Origin of the sequence: Mesorhizobium tamadayense, assembly GCF_003863365.1 — a bacterium.
GTDB classification, from domain to species: Bacteria; Pseudomonadota; Alphaproteobacteria; order Rhizobiales; family Rhizobiaceae; genus Mesorhizobium; species Mesorhizobium tamadayense.
In genome coordinates, this window is sequence record NZ_RQXT01000002.1 from 1 (window position 1) to 16,856 (window position 16,856).

General features: G+C 63.4%; 14 protein-coding genes and 1 tRNA gene. 1 reads left to right on the forward strand and 14 read right to left on the reverse strand.

Going from position 1 to position 16,856, the window contains the following annotated elements; all coding sequences use genetic code 11:
* Positions 1 to 247: 247 nt before the first annotated feature.
* Positions 248 to 332, reverse strand: a tRNA-Leu gene (locus EH240_RS01685).
* 267 nt (positions 333 to 599) lie between these two features.
* Between EH240_RS01685 and lipB the strand changes: the two genes are divergently transcribed.
* The gene (gene lipB, locus EH240_RS01690) at positions 600 to 1,343 is read left to right on the forward strand and encodes a lipoyl(octanoyl) transferase LipB (RefSeq protein ID WP_124995691.1); all 744 of its coding nucleotides are present in this window, start codon (positions 600 to 602) and stop codon (positions 1,341 to 1,343) included.
* A 219-nt stretch (positions 1,344 to 1,562) separates the two neighbouring features.
* Here the strand turns inward: lipB and EH240_RS01695 are convergent, their stop codons facing one another.
* The 13 genes from EH240_RS01695 to EH240_RS01760 form a co-directional block, all read right to left on the reverse strand.
* Positions 1,563 to 2,813, reverse strand: a complete 1,251-nt coding sequence (locus EH240_RS01695; RefSeq protein ID WP_124995692.1) for a site-2 protease family protein — start codon at positions 2,811 to 2,813, stop codon at positions 1,563 to 1,565.
* 681 nt (positions 2,814 to 3,494) lie between these two features.
* Complete coding sequence (locus EH240_RS01705) at positions 3,495 to 4,178, reverse strand: ABC transporter ATP-binding protein (RefSeq protein WP_206075215.1); 684 nt, start codon at positions 4,176 to 4,178, stop codon at positions 3,495 to 3,497.
* Complete coding sequence (locus tag EH240_RS01710; RefSeq protein ID WP_124995694.1) at positions 4,175 to 5,458, reverse strand: lipoprotein-releasing ABC transporter permease subunit; 1,284 nt, start codon at positions 5,456 to 5,458, stop codon at positions 4,175 to 4,177. The genes EH240_RS01705 and EH240_RS01710 overlap by 4 nt, the downstream gene beginning before the upstream one ends.
* Positions 5,458 to 6,783, reverse strand: a complete 1,326-nt coding sequence (gene proS / locus EH240_RS01715) for a proline--tRNA ligase (protein ID WP_124995695.1) — start codon at positions 6,781 to 6,783, stop codon at positions 5,458 to 5,460. Before proS ends, EH240_RS01710 begins: the two co-directional genes overlap by 1 nt.
* 577 nt (positions 6,784 to 7,360) lie before the next feature.
* Complete coding sequence (locus EH240_RS01720; protein WP_124995696.1) at positions 7,361 to 7,645, reverse strand: DUF1467 family protein; 285 nt, start codon at positions 7,643 to 7,645, stop codon at positions 7,361 to 7,363.
* Positions 7,642 to 8,046 carry a methylmalonyl-CoA epimerase gene (mce, locus tag EH240_RS01725; protein WP_124995697.1) on the reverse strand — a complete coding sequence of 135 codons (405 nt, stop codon included), beginning with the start codon at positions 8,044 to 8,046 and terminating at the stop codon, positions 7,642 to 7,644. Before mce ends, EH240_RS01720 begins: the two co-directional genes overlap by 4 nt.
* Positions 8,047 to 8,166: 120 nt before the next feature.
* Positions 8,167 to 9,837: a ribonuclease J gene (locus EH240_RS01730; RefSeq protein ID WP_124995698.1), complete on the reverse strand. Its 1,671-nt coding sequence runs from the start codon at positions 9,835 to 9,837 to the stop codon at positions 8,167 to 8,169.
* A gap of 96 nt (positions 9,838 to 9,933) precedes the next feature.
* Positions 9,934 to 10,755, reverse strand: coding sequence for a biotin--[acetyl-CoA-carboxylase] ligase (locus EH240_RS01735; RefSeq protein ID WP_124995699.1), 822 nt, complete (start codon positions 10,753 to 10,755; stop codon positions 9,934 to 9,936).
* Between the two features lie 4 nt (positions 10,756 to 10,759).
* Positions 10,760 to 12,196, reverse strand: coding sequence for an NADH-quinone oxidoreductase subunit NuoN (gene nuoN, locus EH240_RS01740; protein WP_124995700.1), 1,437 nt, complete (start codon positions 12,194 to 12,196; stop codon positions 10,760 to 10,762).
* Between the two features lie 13 nt (positions 12,197 to 12,209).
* Complete coding sequence (locus tag EH240_RS01745) at positions 12,210 to 13,715, reverse strand: NADH-quinone oxidoreductase subunit M (RefSeq protein WP_124995701.1); 1,506 nt, start codon at positions 13,713 to 13,715, stop codon at positions 12,210 to 12,212.
* Positions 13,715 to 15,688 (reverse strand): NADH-quinone oxidoreductase subunit L, encoded by a 1,974-nt coding sequence (gene nuoL / locus EH240_RS01750; protein ID WP_124995702.1) that lies wholly within the window; start codon positions 15,686 to 15,688, stop codon positions 13,715 to 13,717. The genes EH240_RS01745 and nuoL overlap by 1 nt, the downstream gene beginning before the upstream one ends.
* Positions 15,689 to 15,699: 11 nt before the next feature.
* The gene (nuoK, locus tag EH240_RS01755; RefSeq protein WP_066998791.1) at positions 15,700 to 16,008 is read right to left on the reverse strand and encodes an NADH-quinone oxidoreductase subunit NuoK; all 309 of its coding nucleotides are present in this window, start codon (positions 16,006 to 16,008) and stop codon (positions 15,700 to 15,702) included.
* A gap of 1 nt (position 16,009) precedes the next feature.
* Positions 16,010 to 16,630, reverse strand: a complete 621-nt coding sequence (locus tag EH240_RS01760; protein ID WP_124995703.1) for an NADH-quinone oxidoreductase subunit J — start codon at positions 16,628 to 16,630, stop codon at positions 16,010 to 16,012.
* Positions 16,631 to 16,856 lie beyond the last annotated feature (226 nt).

A 16,856-nucleotide genomic window follows, 5' to 3' on the forward strand; every position in this document is an offset into this window, starting at 1 on the left:
AAGGAAGCCGGTGTCTTCATCGTGCCGACGCCAGCTTCGTTCGGCGAGGTTGTGGCCGACACGCTGGCACGGGCGAAGAAGGCAGCGTGATCCGCGATCCGACAAGCTTCAAGATAACACACGAAACGGCGGTGCGGTCCTAATGACCTGCCGCCGTTTTCGTTTTGGTCCCGCGAGAGCCAGATGGCCGCGAACGCACCGCCCGCTGTTTCAGTCCGATCACTCAAAAGCGATTTTCAGAGAGTTTTGGTGCGGTCGAGAAGACTCGAACTTCCACGGGTTGCCCCACAGCGACCTCAACGCTGCGCGTCTACCAATTCCGCCACGACCGCACGTGGTAGGAGCCGGAACGGTCCGGCCCGGGGCCTGTAGCAAATCGTTTCCGGCGAAACAAGGGTGCCGTGCGGAATAATCGTCGCGGTCTTGCACAACGCTTCACGGCGCGGCGACAGGCTGCCGGAACTGGACGTTTTGGCCGATTGCCGCCATATGAAGGAAATTGCATATCGCCCGAAGCCGCTGACGGATTTTGGGGACAAACACACATCTGAGCCCGCCAGGATTCGATCCGGTCCGGCGCGCCTCAGAAGAGACGCGCCATGACAGAACGCAGCCAGATCGCCACGTCGTTCCTGCCCCTCCCCGGCTCAGCGCCGGTCGAATGGGTGATCGAGCCCGGCTTGACCTCCTACCCTGACGCGCTTGCCTTCATGGAGGCGCGCGCCGAGGCGATCCGCAGCGGCGCGGCCGCCGAGATGGTCTGGCTGGTCGAGCATCCGCCGCTCTACACGGCCGGCACCAGCGCCCGCATCGAGGACCTGATCGAGCCCGACCGGTTTCCGGTCTTTGCCGCGGGCCGCGGCGGCGAATACACCTATCACGGCCCGGGACAGCGGGTCGCCTATGTGATGCTCGACCTGAAGCGCCGGCGCGAGGATGTCCGCGCCTTCGTCGCCGCGCTCGAAGAATGGATCATCGGCACGCTCGCGGCCTTCAACGTGCGCGGCGAACGTCGCGAGGACCGGGTCGGCGTCTGGGTGGTGCGGCCGGATCGCCCTGCCCTGCCGGACGGCTCGCCCGCCGAGGACAAGATCGCCGCCATCGGCATCAGGCTCAGGCGCTGGGTGAGCTTCCACGGCATCGCCATCAATGTCGAGCCGGAGCTTTCCCATTTCAGCGGCATCGTGCCATGCGGCGTTCCGGACCATGGCGTGACCAGCCTCATCGATCTCGGCCTGCCCGTCACCATGGCCGACCTCGACCTCGCGCTGAAATCCGCCTTCGAGGATGTGTTCGGGCCTGCCGCGGTCCCGGTCGCCGAGCTGGCCCGAAAGGCGGGCTGACCCTGCTCCGGCCTAGAGTGTGCTACGATTCAGGTCAGGGCGAGTCGAAAACGTTGGGTTCCGAGAACCGGAGCGAAGCGTACTTAAAGTACGTGAACACCGGCCTACGCCGGCCGTAGCCTTAGCTGCCACGCCACTCATGAGTGCATCGGCCGGGGATGGCCGGAAGCGCAGGAACCCAACGTTTGCAGGCCGGCATCACCTGAATCTCAGCACACTCTACATCAGTTGCGCCGAGGCCCAGAGCACCCCATAGCCGTGAATGGCAAAGACCGCGAGCAGCGCGCCGGCCATGGCCAGGCGATCGAAGGCCCGAATCGGCTTCAGCTCATGGCGCGGCTTCACGCTGCTGCCCACGGTGAGCAGGCTGAGGATCGAGAACACCGCGCCGGCGACAAGCAGGAAGCTGGACGGGAACCCCGCCCGCCAGCCGAGCGCCAGCAGGGCGGACAGCAGCAGGAAGGACGCCAGCGCCAGAGCGATAGGTCCCGGGCAAATCTGGCGCAGCACCTGACCGCCGTCGAACTTCCACACCGGCACCAGATTGGCGATGTTGAACAGCGCCGCGCAGCCGGCAAGCGCCGCCAGCAGCAACGCCGCCAGGCGATGCCCTTCGCTGCCGGCAAGGCCGCTGGCGGCGATCAGCAGAGGCACCAGGAAGGCGGAGAAACCCGCTCCCATCAATGCCACGAAAGCGACCTCGAAGCGGCTGTCATAAGGCCTGCCGCCAATGGCGATGCCGCCGAGCAAGGGGATGAAGATCATGCGCGCCCGGCTATGCCCCGTCAGGCGGAACGCCGCCATATGGCCGAGCTCGTGCAGGGCCACCACCGAGGTCAGAATCGCGGCCAGCGCCAGCCCGCCGGGATTGAGCCCGAAGAACGGCCACAGGATGAAGGCCGAGAGCACGGCGAAGCCAATCTGGCTCACCGGATGCTCGAACCAGCCGCCCTTGCGATACTTACCGGTTCTCGCCCAGACCTGCAGCTTCGCAAGCTCGCGGCGCATGGCGAAGTAGCGGAAGATCAGGAAGGCGACGCCGCGATAGCGGTCGGTCCGCGTAAGCGTGACCCGCGTTGCGCTACCCTCCGGGACGAGTTCGATGGTTTCGCAATAGTTGGCCCAGAACGAAGGATCGAGCGCCGTGTCCTCCATGACGCGCATCGAGAAGCGGCTGCCTTCCACGACACCGCCGAACCGCGCCTTGCGTTCGATCGGCCGGCCATCCCGCCCTTCCCAGGACAGCTTGATCAGCGCCGTCCCCTCGCTGTCCAGCGGTTCGGCGGAGAGGATTTCACCCGACCAGCCGGCATCGCCGCCAAATGGCCAAAGCGCCTGCCAGAGGCGTTTACGATCGGCCTCTATCACACGGCTGACCGTCGCCGTACGCAATCCGAGGGGCACGGTCATCAAGAGAAAGATCAGTCCGAGATTTCCGGCCACGAGGGTGACCGTGGCGATGACCGACACTGCCTTTGCTCCCTGTCTATGGGAAACAGCCTAACGGCGGCGCGGCCAAGAAAAGCTTAACAACGGGCGGGCTCTTGCCCGTCCCAAACAGAGGGCGGGCCTTTTTGCCCGCCCGAAACGGCCTGATCACATGGCGCCAATCCAGATGGCCATGGAAATGAGAAAGGTGCTCATGCAAACCAGCGAGACGACATCCTGAACCAGATCGGCCATAACTCTCTCCTGTTGTCGATATGTTCGTAATTTGTTCTAATTTTGTTCGAATGTCAACGATCTCCAAGAGCACGTCAGAACGAATTCGGGCGGGCTGTCCGGGCAAGGTTAAGGAAAGGTTGACGCAACAGGGCTCTCCGCCGCTAGGCGATGGCTGCTGGGTCTTTTCCTTGCAGGCGTTGGCGCTGCCCCTCACCTGCCTGCCGGCATCCTCTCCCCGTATAGTGACGGGGAGAGGGGCGCTCTCGTCACCGATTTCGCCAATCGCCAGCGTTACAAGAAGGCAGCCGGCATTACGGCCAGCCCTTTCTCCCCGTCACTATACGGGGAGAAATGCCCGGCAGGGCAATGAGGGGCGGCGCTGACTTCGACAAGTTTCTTTCGCCTGCAACGATGTCCCGAAAGGCGTCGACAACGATCATATGACTTGGGGACGGCAGACCGGCCTTATCCGAATATCGGCTTGCCCTAAAGGGGGACCACCTTACCCTCGGCCAGCGTCACGCGCCGGTCCATGCGCGATGCCAGCTCGTGGTTATGCGTGGCGATCAGCGCCGCCAGTCCCGATTGCCGGACCAGCGCCTCCAGCGCGTCGAAGACATAGGAAGCGGTCACCGGATCGAGGTTGCCGGTCGGCTCGTCGGCGAGAAGCACCAGCGGCGCATTGGCGACCGCGCGCGCTATTGCGACGCGCTGCTGCTCGCCGCCGGAAAGCTCCGACGGACGGTGCTGCGCGCGCTTGCCGATCTGCATGTAGTCGAGAAGCTGTGCCGCCCGCTCGGACGCTTCCTTGCGCCCCAGCCCCTTGATCAGCTGCGGCATCATGATGTTCTCCAGCGCGGAGAACTCCGGCAGCAGGTGATGGAACTGATAGACGAAGCCGACGTCGTTGCGGCGGATCGCGGTGCGGTCCTCGTCCGAGAGGCGGCCGCAGGCGCGGCCGCTGAGGATCACGTCGCCGGCGTCGGGCCGCTCGAGCAGGCCTGCCGTATGCAGCAAGGTCGACTTGCCGGTGCCCGACGGCGCGACCAGCGCCACCATCTCGCCGCGCCCGAGCGAAAAATCGGCGCCGTTCAGGATTGTGAGCTTGCGCGGCCCCTGGACATAGTGCCGCTCGACGCCCTTCAGCTCGATAATGGCCTCGGCCATCATTCGTACCTCAAGGCTTCGACGGGATCGAGCCGAGCTGCGCGCCAGGCCGGAAACACTGTTGCGATGAAGGACAAGGCCAGCGCCATGATGACGACGTAGATGGTCTCGCGCGGATCCATTTTCGCCGGCAGCTGGCTGAGGAAATAGAGCTCGGGGTTGAACAATATCCTGCCCGTCATCCAGGAGAAGAACTGGCGGATCGATTCGATGTTGAGGCAGATGACGACGCCGAGCAGCACGCCCGCGATGGTCCCGGTGACGCCGATCGCGGCCCCGGTCATCAGGAAGATGCGCAGGATCGCGCCGCGCGAAGCGCCCATCGTGCGCAGGATGGCGATGTCGTGGCCCTTGTCCTTCACCAGCATGATGAGGCCGGAAATGATGTTGAGCGCCGCCACCAGAACGATCAGCGTCAGGATCATGAACATGACGTTGCGTTCGACCTGCAACGCCGAGAAGAAGGTCTCGTTGCGCTGGCGCCAGTCGACGAGGTCGACCGGCCGTTGCGCCGCCTGTTCGACCAGCGGCTTCAGCGCATCGACATTGTCGGGATTGTCGACATAGATCTCGATGGTCTGCGCCCGCCCGTCCATGTTGAAATAGAGCTGCGCTTCCGAAAACGGCATGTAGACGATCGAGCTGTCGTACTCCGACATGCCCACTTCGAAGATCGCCGCCACCTTGTAGCCCTTCATGCGCGGCGTGGTGCCGAGCGGCGTGACGTCGCCATCCGGCGAGATCAGGGTGATGGTGTCGCCGAGCACGAGCCCGAGATTCTCGGCCATGCGCTTGCCGATCGCCACGCCCTCGCCGGTGTCGAAGCCGTCAAGCGTGCCCTGCTTGATGTTGCTGGACACGATGGAGATCTTGCCGAGGTCTTCCGCGCGAATGCCGCGCACCAACGCGCCGGCGCCGCCGCCGATATTGCCTTGCGCCAGCACTTGTCCGTCGATCAGCGGGATGGCGTATTTGACGCCGGCAACGCCGTTGATGCGGCTCGCCACCTGCGCGTAATCCTCCAGCGGCGAATCGAGCGGCTGCGCGATCAGATGGCCGTTGACGCCGAGGATGCGGGTCAGCAGCTCGGCGCGAAAACCGTTCATCACCGCCATGACGACGATCAGCGTCGCCACGCCCAGCATGATGCCGAGGAAGGAGATCGAGGCGATGACCGAGATCACCGTCTCCTTGCGGCGCGAGCGCAGATAGCGCCACGCCACCATGCGCTCGAAGCCTGAAAAGGCGCCGGCTGGCGATCTGGCTGCTGCCGCTTCGTTCATCAGTCGATACCCAGTCGTTTCTTCGCTTCGGCGATGGGCAGCGTCTCGCGCTCGCCGCTCCGGCGGTTCTTGATCTCGACCTCGCCGGCGGCAACGCCGCGCGGGCCGACGATCACCTGCCAGGGCAGGCCGATCAGATCCGCGGTGGCGAACTTGCCGCCTGGACGCTGGTCGGTGTCGTCATAGAGCACGTCCTTGCCGGCCGAAGTCAGCGCCGCGTAGAGCTCGCCGCAGACGCGGTCGCATTCGGCGTCGCCTACTTTCATGTTGATCAGGCCGATGTCGAACGGCGCCACAGCTTCCGGCCAGATGATGCCGTTCTCGTCATGGCTCGCCTCGATGATCGCCGCGACCAGCCGCGACGGACCGATGCCGTAGGAGCCGCCCGAGGCGAAATGATCCTTGCCGTCGGGCCCGGTCACCTTGGCGCCCATCGGCTTCGAATACTTCTCGCCGAAATGGAAGATGTGGCCGACCTCGATGCCGCGTGCCGACAGCCGGTCGCCTTCAGCCACCTTCTCCCACGCCGCTTCGTCGTGCATCTCGTCGGTAGCGGCGTAAGGCGTCGTCCACGTCTTCACGATGCCGCCGATCTCGGTATCGTCTGCGAAGTTCGTGTCCGCGCCGGGCACGTCGAGCGACAGATAGGCACGGTCGCAGAACACCTGGCTCTCGCCGGTGTCGGCCAGGATGATGAACTCATGGCTGAGGTCGCCGCCGATCGGGCCTGTGTCGGCGCGCATCGGGATGGCCTGCAGTCCCATACGCGTGAAGGTCCTCAAGTAGGAGACGAACATGCGGTTGTAGGCGGCCTTGGCGCCTTCAAAATCGAGATCGAAGGAGTAAGCGTCCTTCATCAGGAATTCTCGGCTGCGCATGACGCCGAAGCGGGGACGCACCTCGTCGCGGAACTTCCACTGGATATGGTAGAGGTTGAGCGGCAGGTCCTTGTAGGACTTGACGTAGGCGCGGAAGATCTCGGTGACCATTTCCTCGTTGGTCGGACCGTAGAGCATGTCGCGGTCCTGGCGATCCTTGATGCGCAGCATCTCCTTGCCGTAATCGTTGTAACGGCCGCTCTCGCGCCAGAGGTCCGCCGACTGAATCGTCGGCATCAGGATTTCCAGGGCGCCCGCCCGGTTCTGCTCCTCGCGGATGATCTGGCAAACCTTGTCCAGCACGCGCTTGCCGAGCGGCAGCCAGGAGAAGCTGCCCTGCCCCTGCTGGCGGATCATGCCGGCGCGCAGCATCAGCCGATGCGAGACGATTTCGGCCTCGCGGGGGTTTTCTTTGAGAATGGGCAGGAAGTAGCGCGACAAACGCATGGACTGGTCCGTGAATGAAAAAATGGCGGCGCGGGGAATCGGCGCAACCGAGGCTGTTTGCCCGGGCTTCATAGCCATTTCATGACCGAATGGAAACCCGAGCGCTCCAAAGTGTTGGGGCCTTCCGCACATGATCAAAAGGCGCGTTTGGCCGCCAAAGTGCCGCATCTGGCTTTTTGATCGATTCACAAGCAAGCCCTGCTCCACTATTGTGCAGTGCAGCACGATATTGCCCGTTTGGAGGCAAAATTCTTCGTGACATTTTCACCTGCCTTGGTCTAGTGTGCGCCGATAACCGAGAGGGCGGAGAAAAATCTGCTCTCCTACGCGGTCAAAGTCTTGGGAGGATGCGATCTAGGCGCGGTAACTCGCTGCCGCCGGACACCGGAAACAGATCGGACGCGTTTAAATTGCAAGGCCTCGTGCCTTGCATTTTTTTTGTGCAATCATCTGCTTAGCACGACAAGCTGCCAAACAGCATTACGCAGCGTCAGCCATGGAAATCGGAAGCCGGCTTCCGATTTCAACTGACGCGCGCGCTCCCTGCTGAATACTTGCCGAAACTGTGCAGGGGACTTTAGCGGCCGTCGCTATGACTAAAGTCCGGCACGATATGGGGGATGTCGTCGAAGCCGAGGCCGAGCCCCCTCGTCAGCCCGTAGAAAATGCCGATCACGACAGCAGTGACGATCGTCGTGCGGATTGCCGCGCGCAGCATATGCGGTCCACGCGGCGCGCTCGAGACCGTGCCGAGCGTCACGTCCTTATCCTCATCCTGCGTGCGCAGGCTGAACGGCAGTACGGCAAACAGCACCAGCCACCAGGTGACGAAGAACAGTGCTACAAACGAAACCCAGTTCATGCCTGCTCCAGTTCGACCAGCGTGCCGAAGAAATCCTTGGGATGCAGGAACAGCACCGGCTTGCCATGCGCGCCGAGCTTCGGATTGCCGTCGCCGAGCACGCGGGCGCCGCTCGCCTTGAGACGATCGCGCGCGGCCAGGATGTCGTCGACCTCGTAGCAGACGTGATGCATGCCGCCCGACGGGTTCTTCTCGAGGAAGGCAGCAATGGGCGAAGCATCGCCCAGCGGCTCCAGCAGCTCGATCTTGGTGTTGCCGACATCGATGAACACGACGGTAACTCCATGCTCCGGCAGCGCCTGCGGTTCGCTCAGCCGCGCGCCCAGCGTATCGCGATACGCGGCCGTCGCCGCGGCCAGATCCGGTACGGCAAGCGCGACATGGTTCAGGCGTCCGAGCATAGGGGCGTCCTCAGGACAGTAAGGCAATAGGGCAGTACGGCAGTAGGGAAAGACTAGGCAAGGTAGAAATCTATCGCCTTTTTCCCTACTGCCCTACTGCCTTACTCCCCTACTCCCTTCTCACCTGGTCACAAACACCGTCACCAGCGGCTTCTTGCCCCAGGCTTCGTTGGCGGCGCCGCGCACGGCACGGCGCACGGCCTCCTGCACCAGGTCGAGGTCCTTTCGGCGCTGGCGGGGGATGGAGTCCACCGCGCCGATTGCCGCATCGAGCATCAGGTCTTCCAGCGTCTCACCGCTGGCATCGGCCTCCGCGATGCCGATCGCCACCAGATCGGGGTCGCCGGCAAGCTCGTATTTCTCGTCGAGCACGACATTGACCGCGACATGTCCGGCATAGGACAGCTTGCGCCGGTCGCGTATGCCCATCGCCTGGTCGGTACCGATCAAGTACCCGTCCTTGTAGAGGCGGCCGAACGGTACCTGGTCGATGATCGTAGCGGGACCGGGCCAAAGCCTCAGCATGTCGCCGTCGCGCACCTGCGCCACCTGGCCGATGCCCGACATCGACATCAGCGAACCTTGCGCCACCAGATGCGCCGCCTCACCATGCACCGGCACGCCGATCTGCGGCCGTACCCATTCATACATCCTGCGCAATTCGCTGCGGCGCGGATGGCCGGAGACATGCACCAGCGCGTCGCCGTCCTCGATGATCTTTACACCGAGGTCGATCAGCCGGTTCTTGATCTCCAGAATTGCCTTCTCGTTGCCGGGAATGGTGCGCGAGGAAAACACCACCGTGTCGCCGGCCGTCAGCGCCACCGACTTCATCTCGTCGCGCGACAGCTTCGCCAGCGCCGCCAGCGGTTCGCCCTGGCTGCCGGTGCAGATGATCACCAGGTTCTCGCGCGGGATGAAGCCGTAATCCTCCTCGGCGATGAATTCCGGCAGGCCGTCCATGTAGCCGAGCTCGGTCGCGACATCGATGACGCGCTTCAGCGAGCGGCCGAGCACCAGGCATTGCCGGCCGGCATCGCGCGCTGCTCTCGCAATCGAGACGATGCGCCCGACATTGGAGGAAAACGTGGTGACGGCGACACGACCTTTGGCGCTCTCGATAACGCCCTTCAGGCCCTCACCCACCGCCACTTCCGAGGGCGAATCCCCTTCCCTCAGCGCATTGGTGGAATCGCAGATCAGCGCCAGCACGCCTTTGTCGCCATAGGCGCGGAAGCGCGCCTCGTCGGTCTTCGGGCCGATCGTCGGCGCCGGGTCGATCTTCCAGTCGCCGGTGTGGATCACCGTGCCGGCCGGCGTGGTGATCGCCAGCGACATCGGCTCGGGGATGGAGTGCGCAACCGGTATCGCCTCGATCTCGAACGGCCCGATGGTGAACTTCTCGCCGGCCCGGTAGGTCGTCGCCGGGATCTTCGGCGCGCCCTGCTCGCCCTGCCGCTTGGCCTCGAGCAGGCCGGCGGCGAACGGCGTCATCCAGACCGGCACCTTGAGCCTCGGCCAGATGTCGAGCAGCGCGCCGTAATGGTCCTCATGCGCATGCGTGATGACGATGCCGCGCAAGCCGTCGAGGTTTTCTTCGATGAAGCGCGTGTCGGGCAGGATCAGATCGACGCCCGGGTGCGCGGTGTCGGGAAAGGTGACGCCGACATCGACGACGATCCACTCGCGCGCGTCTGCCGGCCCGTAACCGTAGAGGGCGAAGTTCATGCCGATCTCGCCGACACCGCCGAGCGGCGCGAACACGAGTTCGGCGTTTTCTCTATCCGCCATGAATTCTTTCCTTCCTGGCCGCTCAGGCCAAGCCGTTAGAGCAATTCCAGGAAAAGCGTGTAACGGCTTTCCGTCCGGAATTGCGCAAAAACAAAACTATACCCGCGCCGACGCGACCGCGCCGAAATGCACGTCGCCGGCCGCGATCGTCAGAACAGATCCGTCATCGTCGCGGATCACGAAACGGCAGTCCTCGTCAATGGTCTCGAAGACGCCGCGCACCACATTGCCGTCAATTCTGACAGCAACCTCGCCGCCGAGCCCGGCCGCGCGCGCCAGCCAGCGCTTCCGGATCGCGGCGAGCCCGCGCCCTTCGTCCCACACTCTGGCATTCTCGCTCCAGGCATCCGAAAGCGCCAGGAACAGCGTCTCGGCATTGCAATTGGCACCCAGCGCCTGCAGCGATGTCGCCGGATATGGCAAATCCTCAGGATAAGCCACGACATTGACGCCGATACCGACAGCGACGGCAAAGCGGCCGCCTTCGAGCATGGCCGACTCCAGCAGGATGCCGGCAAGCTTGGCGCCGGAAGCGAGCACGTCGTTCGGCCATTTCAGCTCGAAGCGGTTGCGTCCTTCGCTGCCGCCGTCCAGGCCAATGGCGATCCTGCCTTGCGGGACCACCGCGTCGAGCGCATCGGCGAGCGCCAGCCCGGCGACGAAGCCGAGCGTCGCGGCGAGCCGCAGCTCGCAGCCGGGAACCAGGAGCAGCGTCGCCGCCAGATTGCCTTCGGGCGTCGCCCAGGCGCGGCCGCGCCTGCCGCGGCCGCTTTCCTGCTTCTTCGAGACGACCCAGAGCTTGCCGGGATCGCCGGCCCGCGCATGCTCCAGCGCCAGCGCGTTGGTCGAGCCGACGCTGTCATGGGTCTCGAGCCGGAACCCCTGCGACGCCGCGGTTGGAGCCAGCCGAAATGCCATCCGGTCAGAAGAAGGTCTTTGCGGCGGCTTCGGCATAGCTGCCGATCGGCCCACCGATCAGCACGTAGAACAGCACGAAGGCGCCGCTGACGCCGAGCACGAGGCGCAGTTCGCTCGCCATCGGCACGAAGCCGCCGACCGGCTCGTCGAACCACATGAGCTTGATGATGCGCAGGTAATAGTAGGCACCCACCACCGAGGCCAGCACGCCGATGATCGCCAGCGCGTAGAGATTGGCGTTGATGGCGGCGAGGAACACGTACCACTTCCCCCAGAAGCCCGCGAGCGGCGGAATGCCGGCCAGCGAGAACATCAGGATGGTGAGGATGGTGGCCATGATCGGATTGGTCGAGGCAAGGCCGGCGAGGTCGCCGATCTGCTCGACATTGCCCTCCTTGCGCCGCATGGCGAGGATGAAGGCGAAGGTGCCGAGCGTCATCACCAGATAGATCAGCATGTAGATCGCGACGCCGCGCACGCCGGCCTGGCTGTTGGCGGCAAGGCCGACCAGGGCGTAGCCCATATGGCCGATCGAGGAATAGGCCATCAGGCGCTTGATGTTGGTCTGGCCGATGGCTGCGAAGGCGCCGAGCACCATCGAGGCGATCGAGATGAAGACGACGATCTGCTGCCAGTCGGCGGCGATCGGCCTGAAGGCGCCCATGGTGACGCGCACGATCAGCGCCATCGCCGCCATCTTCGGCGCTGCCGCGAGGAAGGCCGTGATCGGCGTCGGCGCGCCTTCATAGACGTCCGGCGTCCACATATGGAACGGCACGGCGGAAATCTTGAAAGCGAGGCCGGCGAGCACGAAGACCAGGCCGAAGACGAGGCCGAGCTGACGCTCGCCGCTGCCGAGCGCCGTCGCGATCTCGTGGAAGCCGGTGTTGCCTGTGTAGCCGTAGACCAGCGAGATGCCGTAGAGCAGCATGCCCGAGGACAGCGCGCCGAGGACGAAATACTTCAGGCCCGCTTCGGTCGAGCGGAGGTTGTCCCGGTTGATCGCCGCCAGCACATAGATCGCCAGCGACTGCAATTCGAGCCCGAGATAGAGCCCGATCATGCCATTGGCCGAGATCATCAGCATCATGCCGAGCGTGCAGAGCAGGATCAGCACCGGATATTCGAACTTGTCGAAATGCTCCTGCCTGGCGAAGCGCATCGACATGACGAGCGTCACCGCCGAGCCGATCAGCGCCAGCGTCTTCATGAAACGACTGAAGGAATCCTGGACGAAAGCGCTGCCATAGGCAGTCCCCTCACCGCCGGAGAAGGCCAGCGACAGGCCCGTGACGACCAGCACCGCGACGGCGAGCCCGGTGACCGTCATCGTGTTGTCGGAGCGCGAATAGGCGCCCACCATCAAAAGCGCCAGCGCGCCGATAGCGAGGATCAGCTCCGGCGTCGAGAGCGAAAGGCTGGAGAGAAGGTCCGGCGTCATGGTTTTTCCCCAGTCAGTTCGCCGCCGCGGTCTGCGCGGAATTGATGGATTCGGTGACGTTGGTGACGAGCGCCTTGACCGACTGCGTTGTGACGTCGAACACCGGCGCCGGATAGACGCCGAAGAAGATGACCAGCACCACCAGCGGGTAGATGATCGCCTTCTCGCGCGGCGAGAGATCCAGCAGGTTCTTCAGGCTCTCCTTGGTCAGCGCGCCGAAGATCACCCGGCGGTAGAGCCAGAGCGCGTAAGCCGCCGACAGGATCACGCCGGTGGCGGCGAAGAAGGCCACCCAGGTGTTGACCCGGAACACGCCGAGCATGGTCAGGAACTCGCCGACGAAGCCGCTGGTGCCCGGCAGGCCGACATTGGCCATGGTAAAGATCATGAACACGGCGGCGTATTTCGGCATGTTGTTGACCAGCCCGCCATAGGCGTCGATCTCGCGCGTATGCATGCGGTCGTAGATGACGCCGACGCACAGGAACAGCGCGCCGGAGACGAGGCCGTGGCTGAGCATCTGGAACATCGCGCCCTGCACGCCCTCCTGGTTCATCGCGAAGATGCCCATTGTGACGAAGCCCATATGGGCGACCGACGAGTAGGCGATCAGCTTCTTCATGTCCTCCTGCATCAGCGCCACCAGCGAGGTGTAGATGATGGCGACAACGGAGAGCGTGAAGATGAGCGGCGCGAACATCTCGGATGCGATCGGGAACATCGGAAGCGAGAAGCGCAGGAAGCCGTATCCGCCCATCTTCAGGAGGATGGCGGCCAAGATCACCGAGCCCGCCGTCGGCGCCTCGACATGGGCATCTGGCAGCCAGGTGTGCACCGGCCACATCGGCATCTTCACCGCGAAGGAGGCGAAAAAGGCGAGCCACAGCCAAGTCTGCATGTTGGCCGGGAAGTTGTGCGTCAGAAGCGTCGTGATGTCGGTCGTGCCCGACTGGAAGAACATCGCCATGATGGCGAGCAGCATCAGCACCGAGCCGGCAAGCGTATAGAGGAAGAACTTGAACGAGGCATAGACGCGCCGCTTGCCGCCCCAGACGCCGATGATGATGAACATCGGGATCAGGCCGCCCTCGAAGAAGACGTAGAAGAGTACGATGTCGAGCGCGCAGAACACGCCGATCATCAGCGTCTCAAGGATCAGGAAAGCGATCATGTAGGCCTTGACGCGCTTCTCGATCGCATCCCACGAGGCCAGGATGCAGAGCGGCATCAGGAAGGTGGTCAGGATGACGAACAGCATCGAGATGCCGTCGACGCCCATATGGTAGGAAATGCCCGAATCCAGCCAGGCGTGCTTCTCGACGAACTGGAAGCCGGCCTGCGAATTGTCGAAGCCCTTCCAGATGAACAGCGACACCACGAAGGTGAACGCCGTCGTGATGAAGGCGATGGAGCGGATGTTGCGGCGCGCGTTTTCGCTGTCGTCGCTGATCGGCAGAATGAGGAGAACACCAACCAGCGGCAGGAAGGTGACCAGCGAGAGGATTGGCCAGTCGGTCATCAGAGCATCATCCAGGTGACGAGAGCGGCCACGCCGATCAGCATGGCGAAGGCATAGTGGTAGAGATAGCCGGTCTGTAATTTGACGACGCGGTTGGTGACGTCGACGACGCGTGCCGAGATGCCGTCGGGACCGAGCCCGTCGATAATGGCGCCGTCACCGGTCTTCCACAAGAACCTGCCGAGGCGCTTCGCCGGCCTCACGAACAGGAAGTCGTAGAGCTCGTCGAAGTACCATTTGTTGAGCAGGAAGCCGTAGAGCAGGCGATGGTTGGCGGCGACGCTTCGGGGCAGTTCCGGCGAGCGGATGTAGAACTTCCAGGCGACCGCGAAGCCGATGACCATGGCGATGAACGGCGCCACCTCGACCCAAAGCGGCAATTCGTGGATCTCGTGCAGGATATGGTTCTCCGGCAGCGTGAACAGCGACGCCTCCCAGAACTCGGCATAACCCTCGCCGATGAAAGCGCTATGGAAGGCGATGCCGGCGAAAAGCGCGCCCGCAGCCAGCAGATAGAGCGGCACCAGCATCACCGGTGGCGATTCATGCACGTGGTGCATGACTTCGTGGCTGGCGCGCGGCTCGCCGTGGAAAGTCATGAAGATCAGCCGCCAGGAATAGAAGCTTGTGAAGCAGGCGGCGACGACCAGGAGCACGAAGGCGGTGCCGGCAAACAGATTGTGGCTGGCAAAGGATGCTTCGATGATCGCATCCTTGGAGAAGAATCCCGCAGTGCCGATGACCGTCACCGGGATGCCGACGCCGGTCAGCGCCAGCGTGCCGACCACCATCATCCAGTAGGTCTTGGGGATGAGCGTCCTCAACCCGCCCATCATGCGCATGTCCTGCTCGTCCGAGACGGCATGGATGACCGAGCCCGAGCCGAGGAACAGCAGCGCCTTGAAGAAGGCGTGCGTGAAGAGATGGAAGATCGCCGCGCCATAGGCGCCGACGCCGAGCGCCACGAACATGTAGCCTAGCTGCGAGCAGGTCGAATAGGCGATGACGCGCTTGATGTCGTTCTGGACCAAACCGACGGTCGCCGCGAAGAAGGCGGTGAAGGCGCCGATGAAGGTGACGACGGTCAGCGCCGAATATGACAGCTCGAACAGCGGCGACAGCCTCGCCAGCATGAACACGCCGGCCGTCACCATGGTCGCGGCATGGATCAGCGCCGAGACCGGCGTCGGGCCTTCCATGGCGTCGGGCAGCCAGGTGTGCAGCGGCACCTGCGCCGACTTGCCCATGGCGCCCATGAACAGCAGCAGGCAGACGATGGTCATCGCCGACTGCTTGTCGAGCGCATGGCCGAGGAAGGTCAGCACCGCGGCCCCCTGCGGTGCGCCTTCGGCCGGAATGAAGGTCGCCGCATTGGCGAAGATAGTGCCGAGATTGACCGAGCCGAACAGCACGAACACACCGAAGATGCCGAGCGCGAAGCCGAAATCGCCCACGCGGTTGACGACGAAGGCCTTGATTGCAGCGGCATTGGCGGATGGCTTCTTGTACCAGAAGCCGATCAGCAGATAGGAGGCGAGGCCGACGCCTTCCCAGCCGAAGAACATCTGCACCAAATTGTCGGCCGTCACCAGCATCAGCATCGCGAAGGTGAACAGCGACAGATAGGCGAAGAAGCGCGGCCGGTCCGGATCGTGGTGCATGTAGCCGATCGAGTAGATATGGACCAGCGACGACACCGTGTTGACGACGACCAGCATCACCACCGTCAGCGTATCGATTCTAAGCGCCCATGGTGCATCGAGCCCCCCGGCCTGGATCCAGCGCAGGACCGGCACGGTGAACACCTCGCCATGGCCGAAGCCGACCGCAAAGAAGGCGATCCACGACAGCACCGCCGCGATCACCAGGAAGCCGGAAGTGATGTATTCGGATGCCTTGGCGCCGAGCGAGGTGCCGAACAGGCCGACAATCAGGAAGCCGAGCAGCGGAAGGAAGACGATGGCCTGGTACATGGTTGTTCCCGTCAACCCTTCATCTGGTTCACGTCTTCGACCGCGATCGAGCCGCGGTTGCGGAAGAAGACGACAAGAATGGCAAGTCCGATCGCGGCCTCGGCCGCGGCGACCGTCAGCACGAACAGGGCAAAGACCTGTCCGACGAGGTCATGAAGCGCCGCCGAGAAGGCGACGAAGTTGATGTTGACCGCAAGCAGGATCAGTTCGATCGACATCAGGATGACGATGATGTTGCGGCGGTTCAAAAAGATGCCGAACACGCCGAGCGTGAACAGGATCGCCGATACGGTCAGATAATGCGCGATGCCGACGACCATCTCAGATACCCTCGCCCGACTTGACCTTGCGGATTTCCATGCCCGTTGCCGGCGTGCGGCCGACCTGGGCGGCGATCGACTGCCGCTTGACGCCTTCCTTGTGGCACAGCGTCAGCACGATGGCGCCGATCATGGCGACCAGAAGCACGAGGCCGGCAATCTGGAAGTAGTAGAGGTAGTCCGTATAGAGGATGTCGCCGAGCGCCGCCGTGTTGGAGCGCGTGGCGAGATCCGGCGTCTGTTTGGCGACCGTCGAGGCAAGCTCCGGCGCGAAGCTGTAGCCGCCGAGCACGACGATCAGCTCAGCCGCCAGGATCAGCCCGACCAATGCGCCGATCGGCGCATATTGCAGCGCGCCCTGCTTCATTTCGGCGAAATCGACGTCGAGCATCATGACGACGAACAGGAACAGCACCATCACTGCGCCGACATAGACGACGAGCAGGATCATCGCCAGGAACTCGGCGCCCGTCAGCATGAACAGGCCGGCGGCGTTGAAGAAGGTGAGGATCAGGAACAACACGGAATGCACGGGGTTGCGCGACGAAATGACCATGAAGGCCGACGCCACGGCGATAAAGGCGAAGAGGTAGAAGAAGGCCGCCTCTAGTCCATTCAGCATGGGGTTCCCCCGGGTTCCTGTCGGATCGGACGTTCGTCCTTTCCGTTATTTCTGGCTCCGTACCGCCTCCGGTGTCGAAGCCGCGTGTTCCTAGCGCATGTTCCCGTCGGGTTCAAAGACCCCGATCGAAAGAAACATGCGCAGCTCTTTCATTTCGTAGGATGATTTTGTCCGTGAAGCCTGCGGCTTTGCGGGATCACCCTCTGGACGAGGCCCTTGCCCCGTC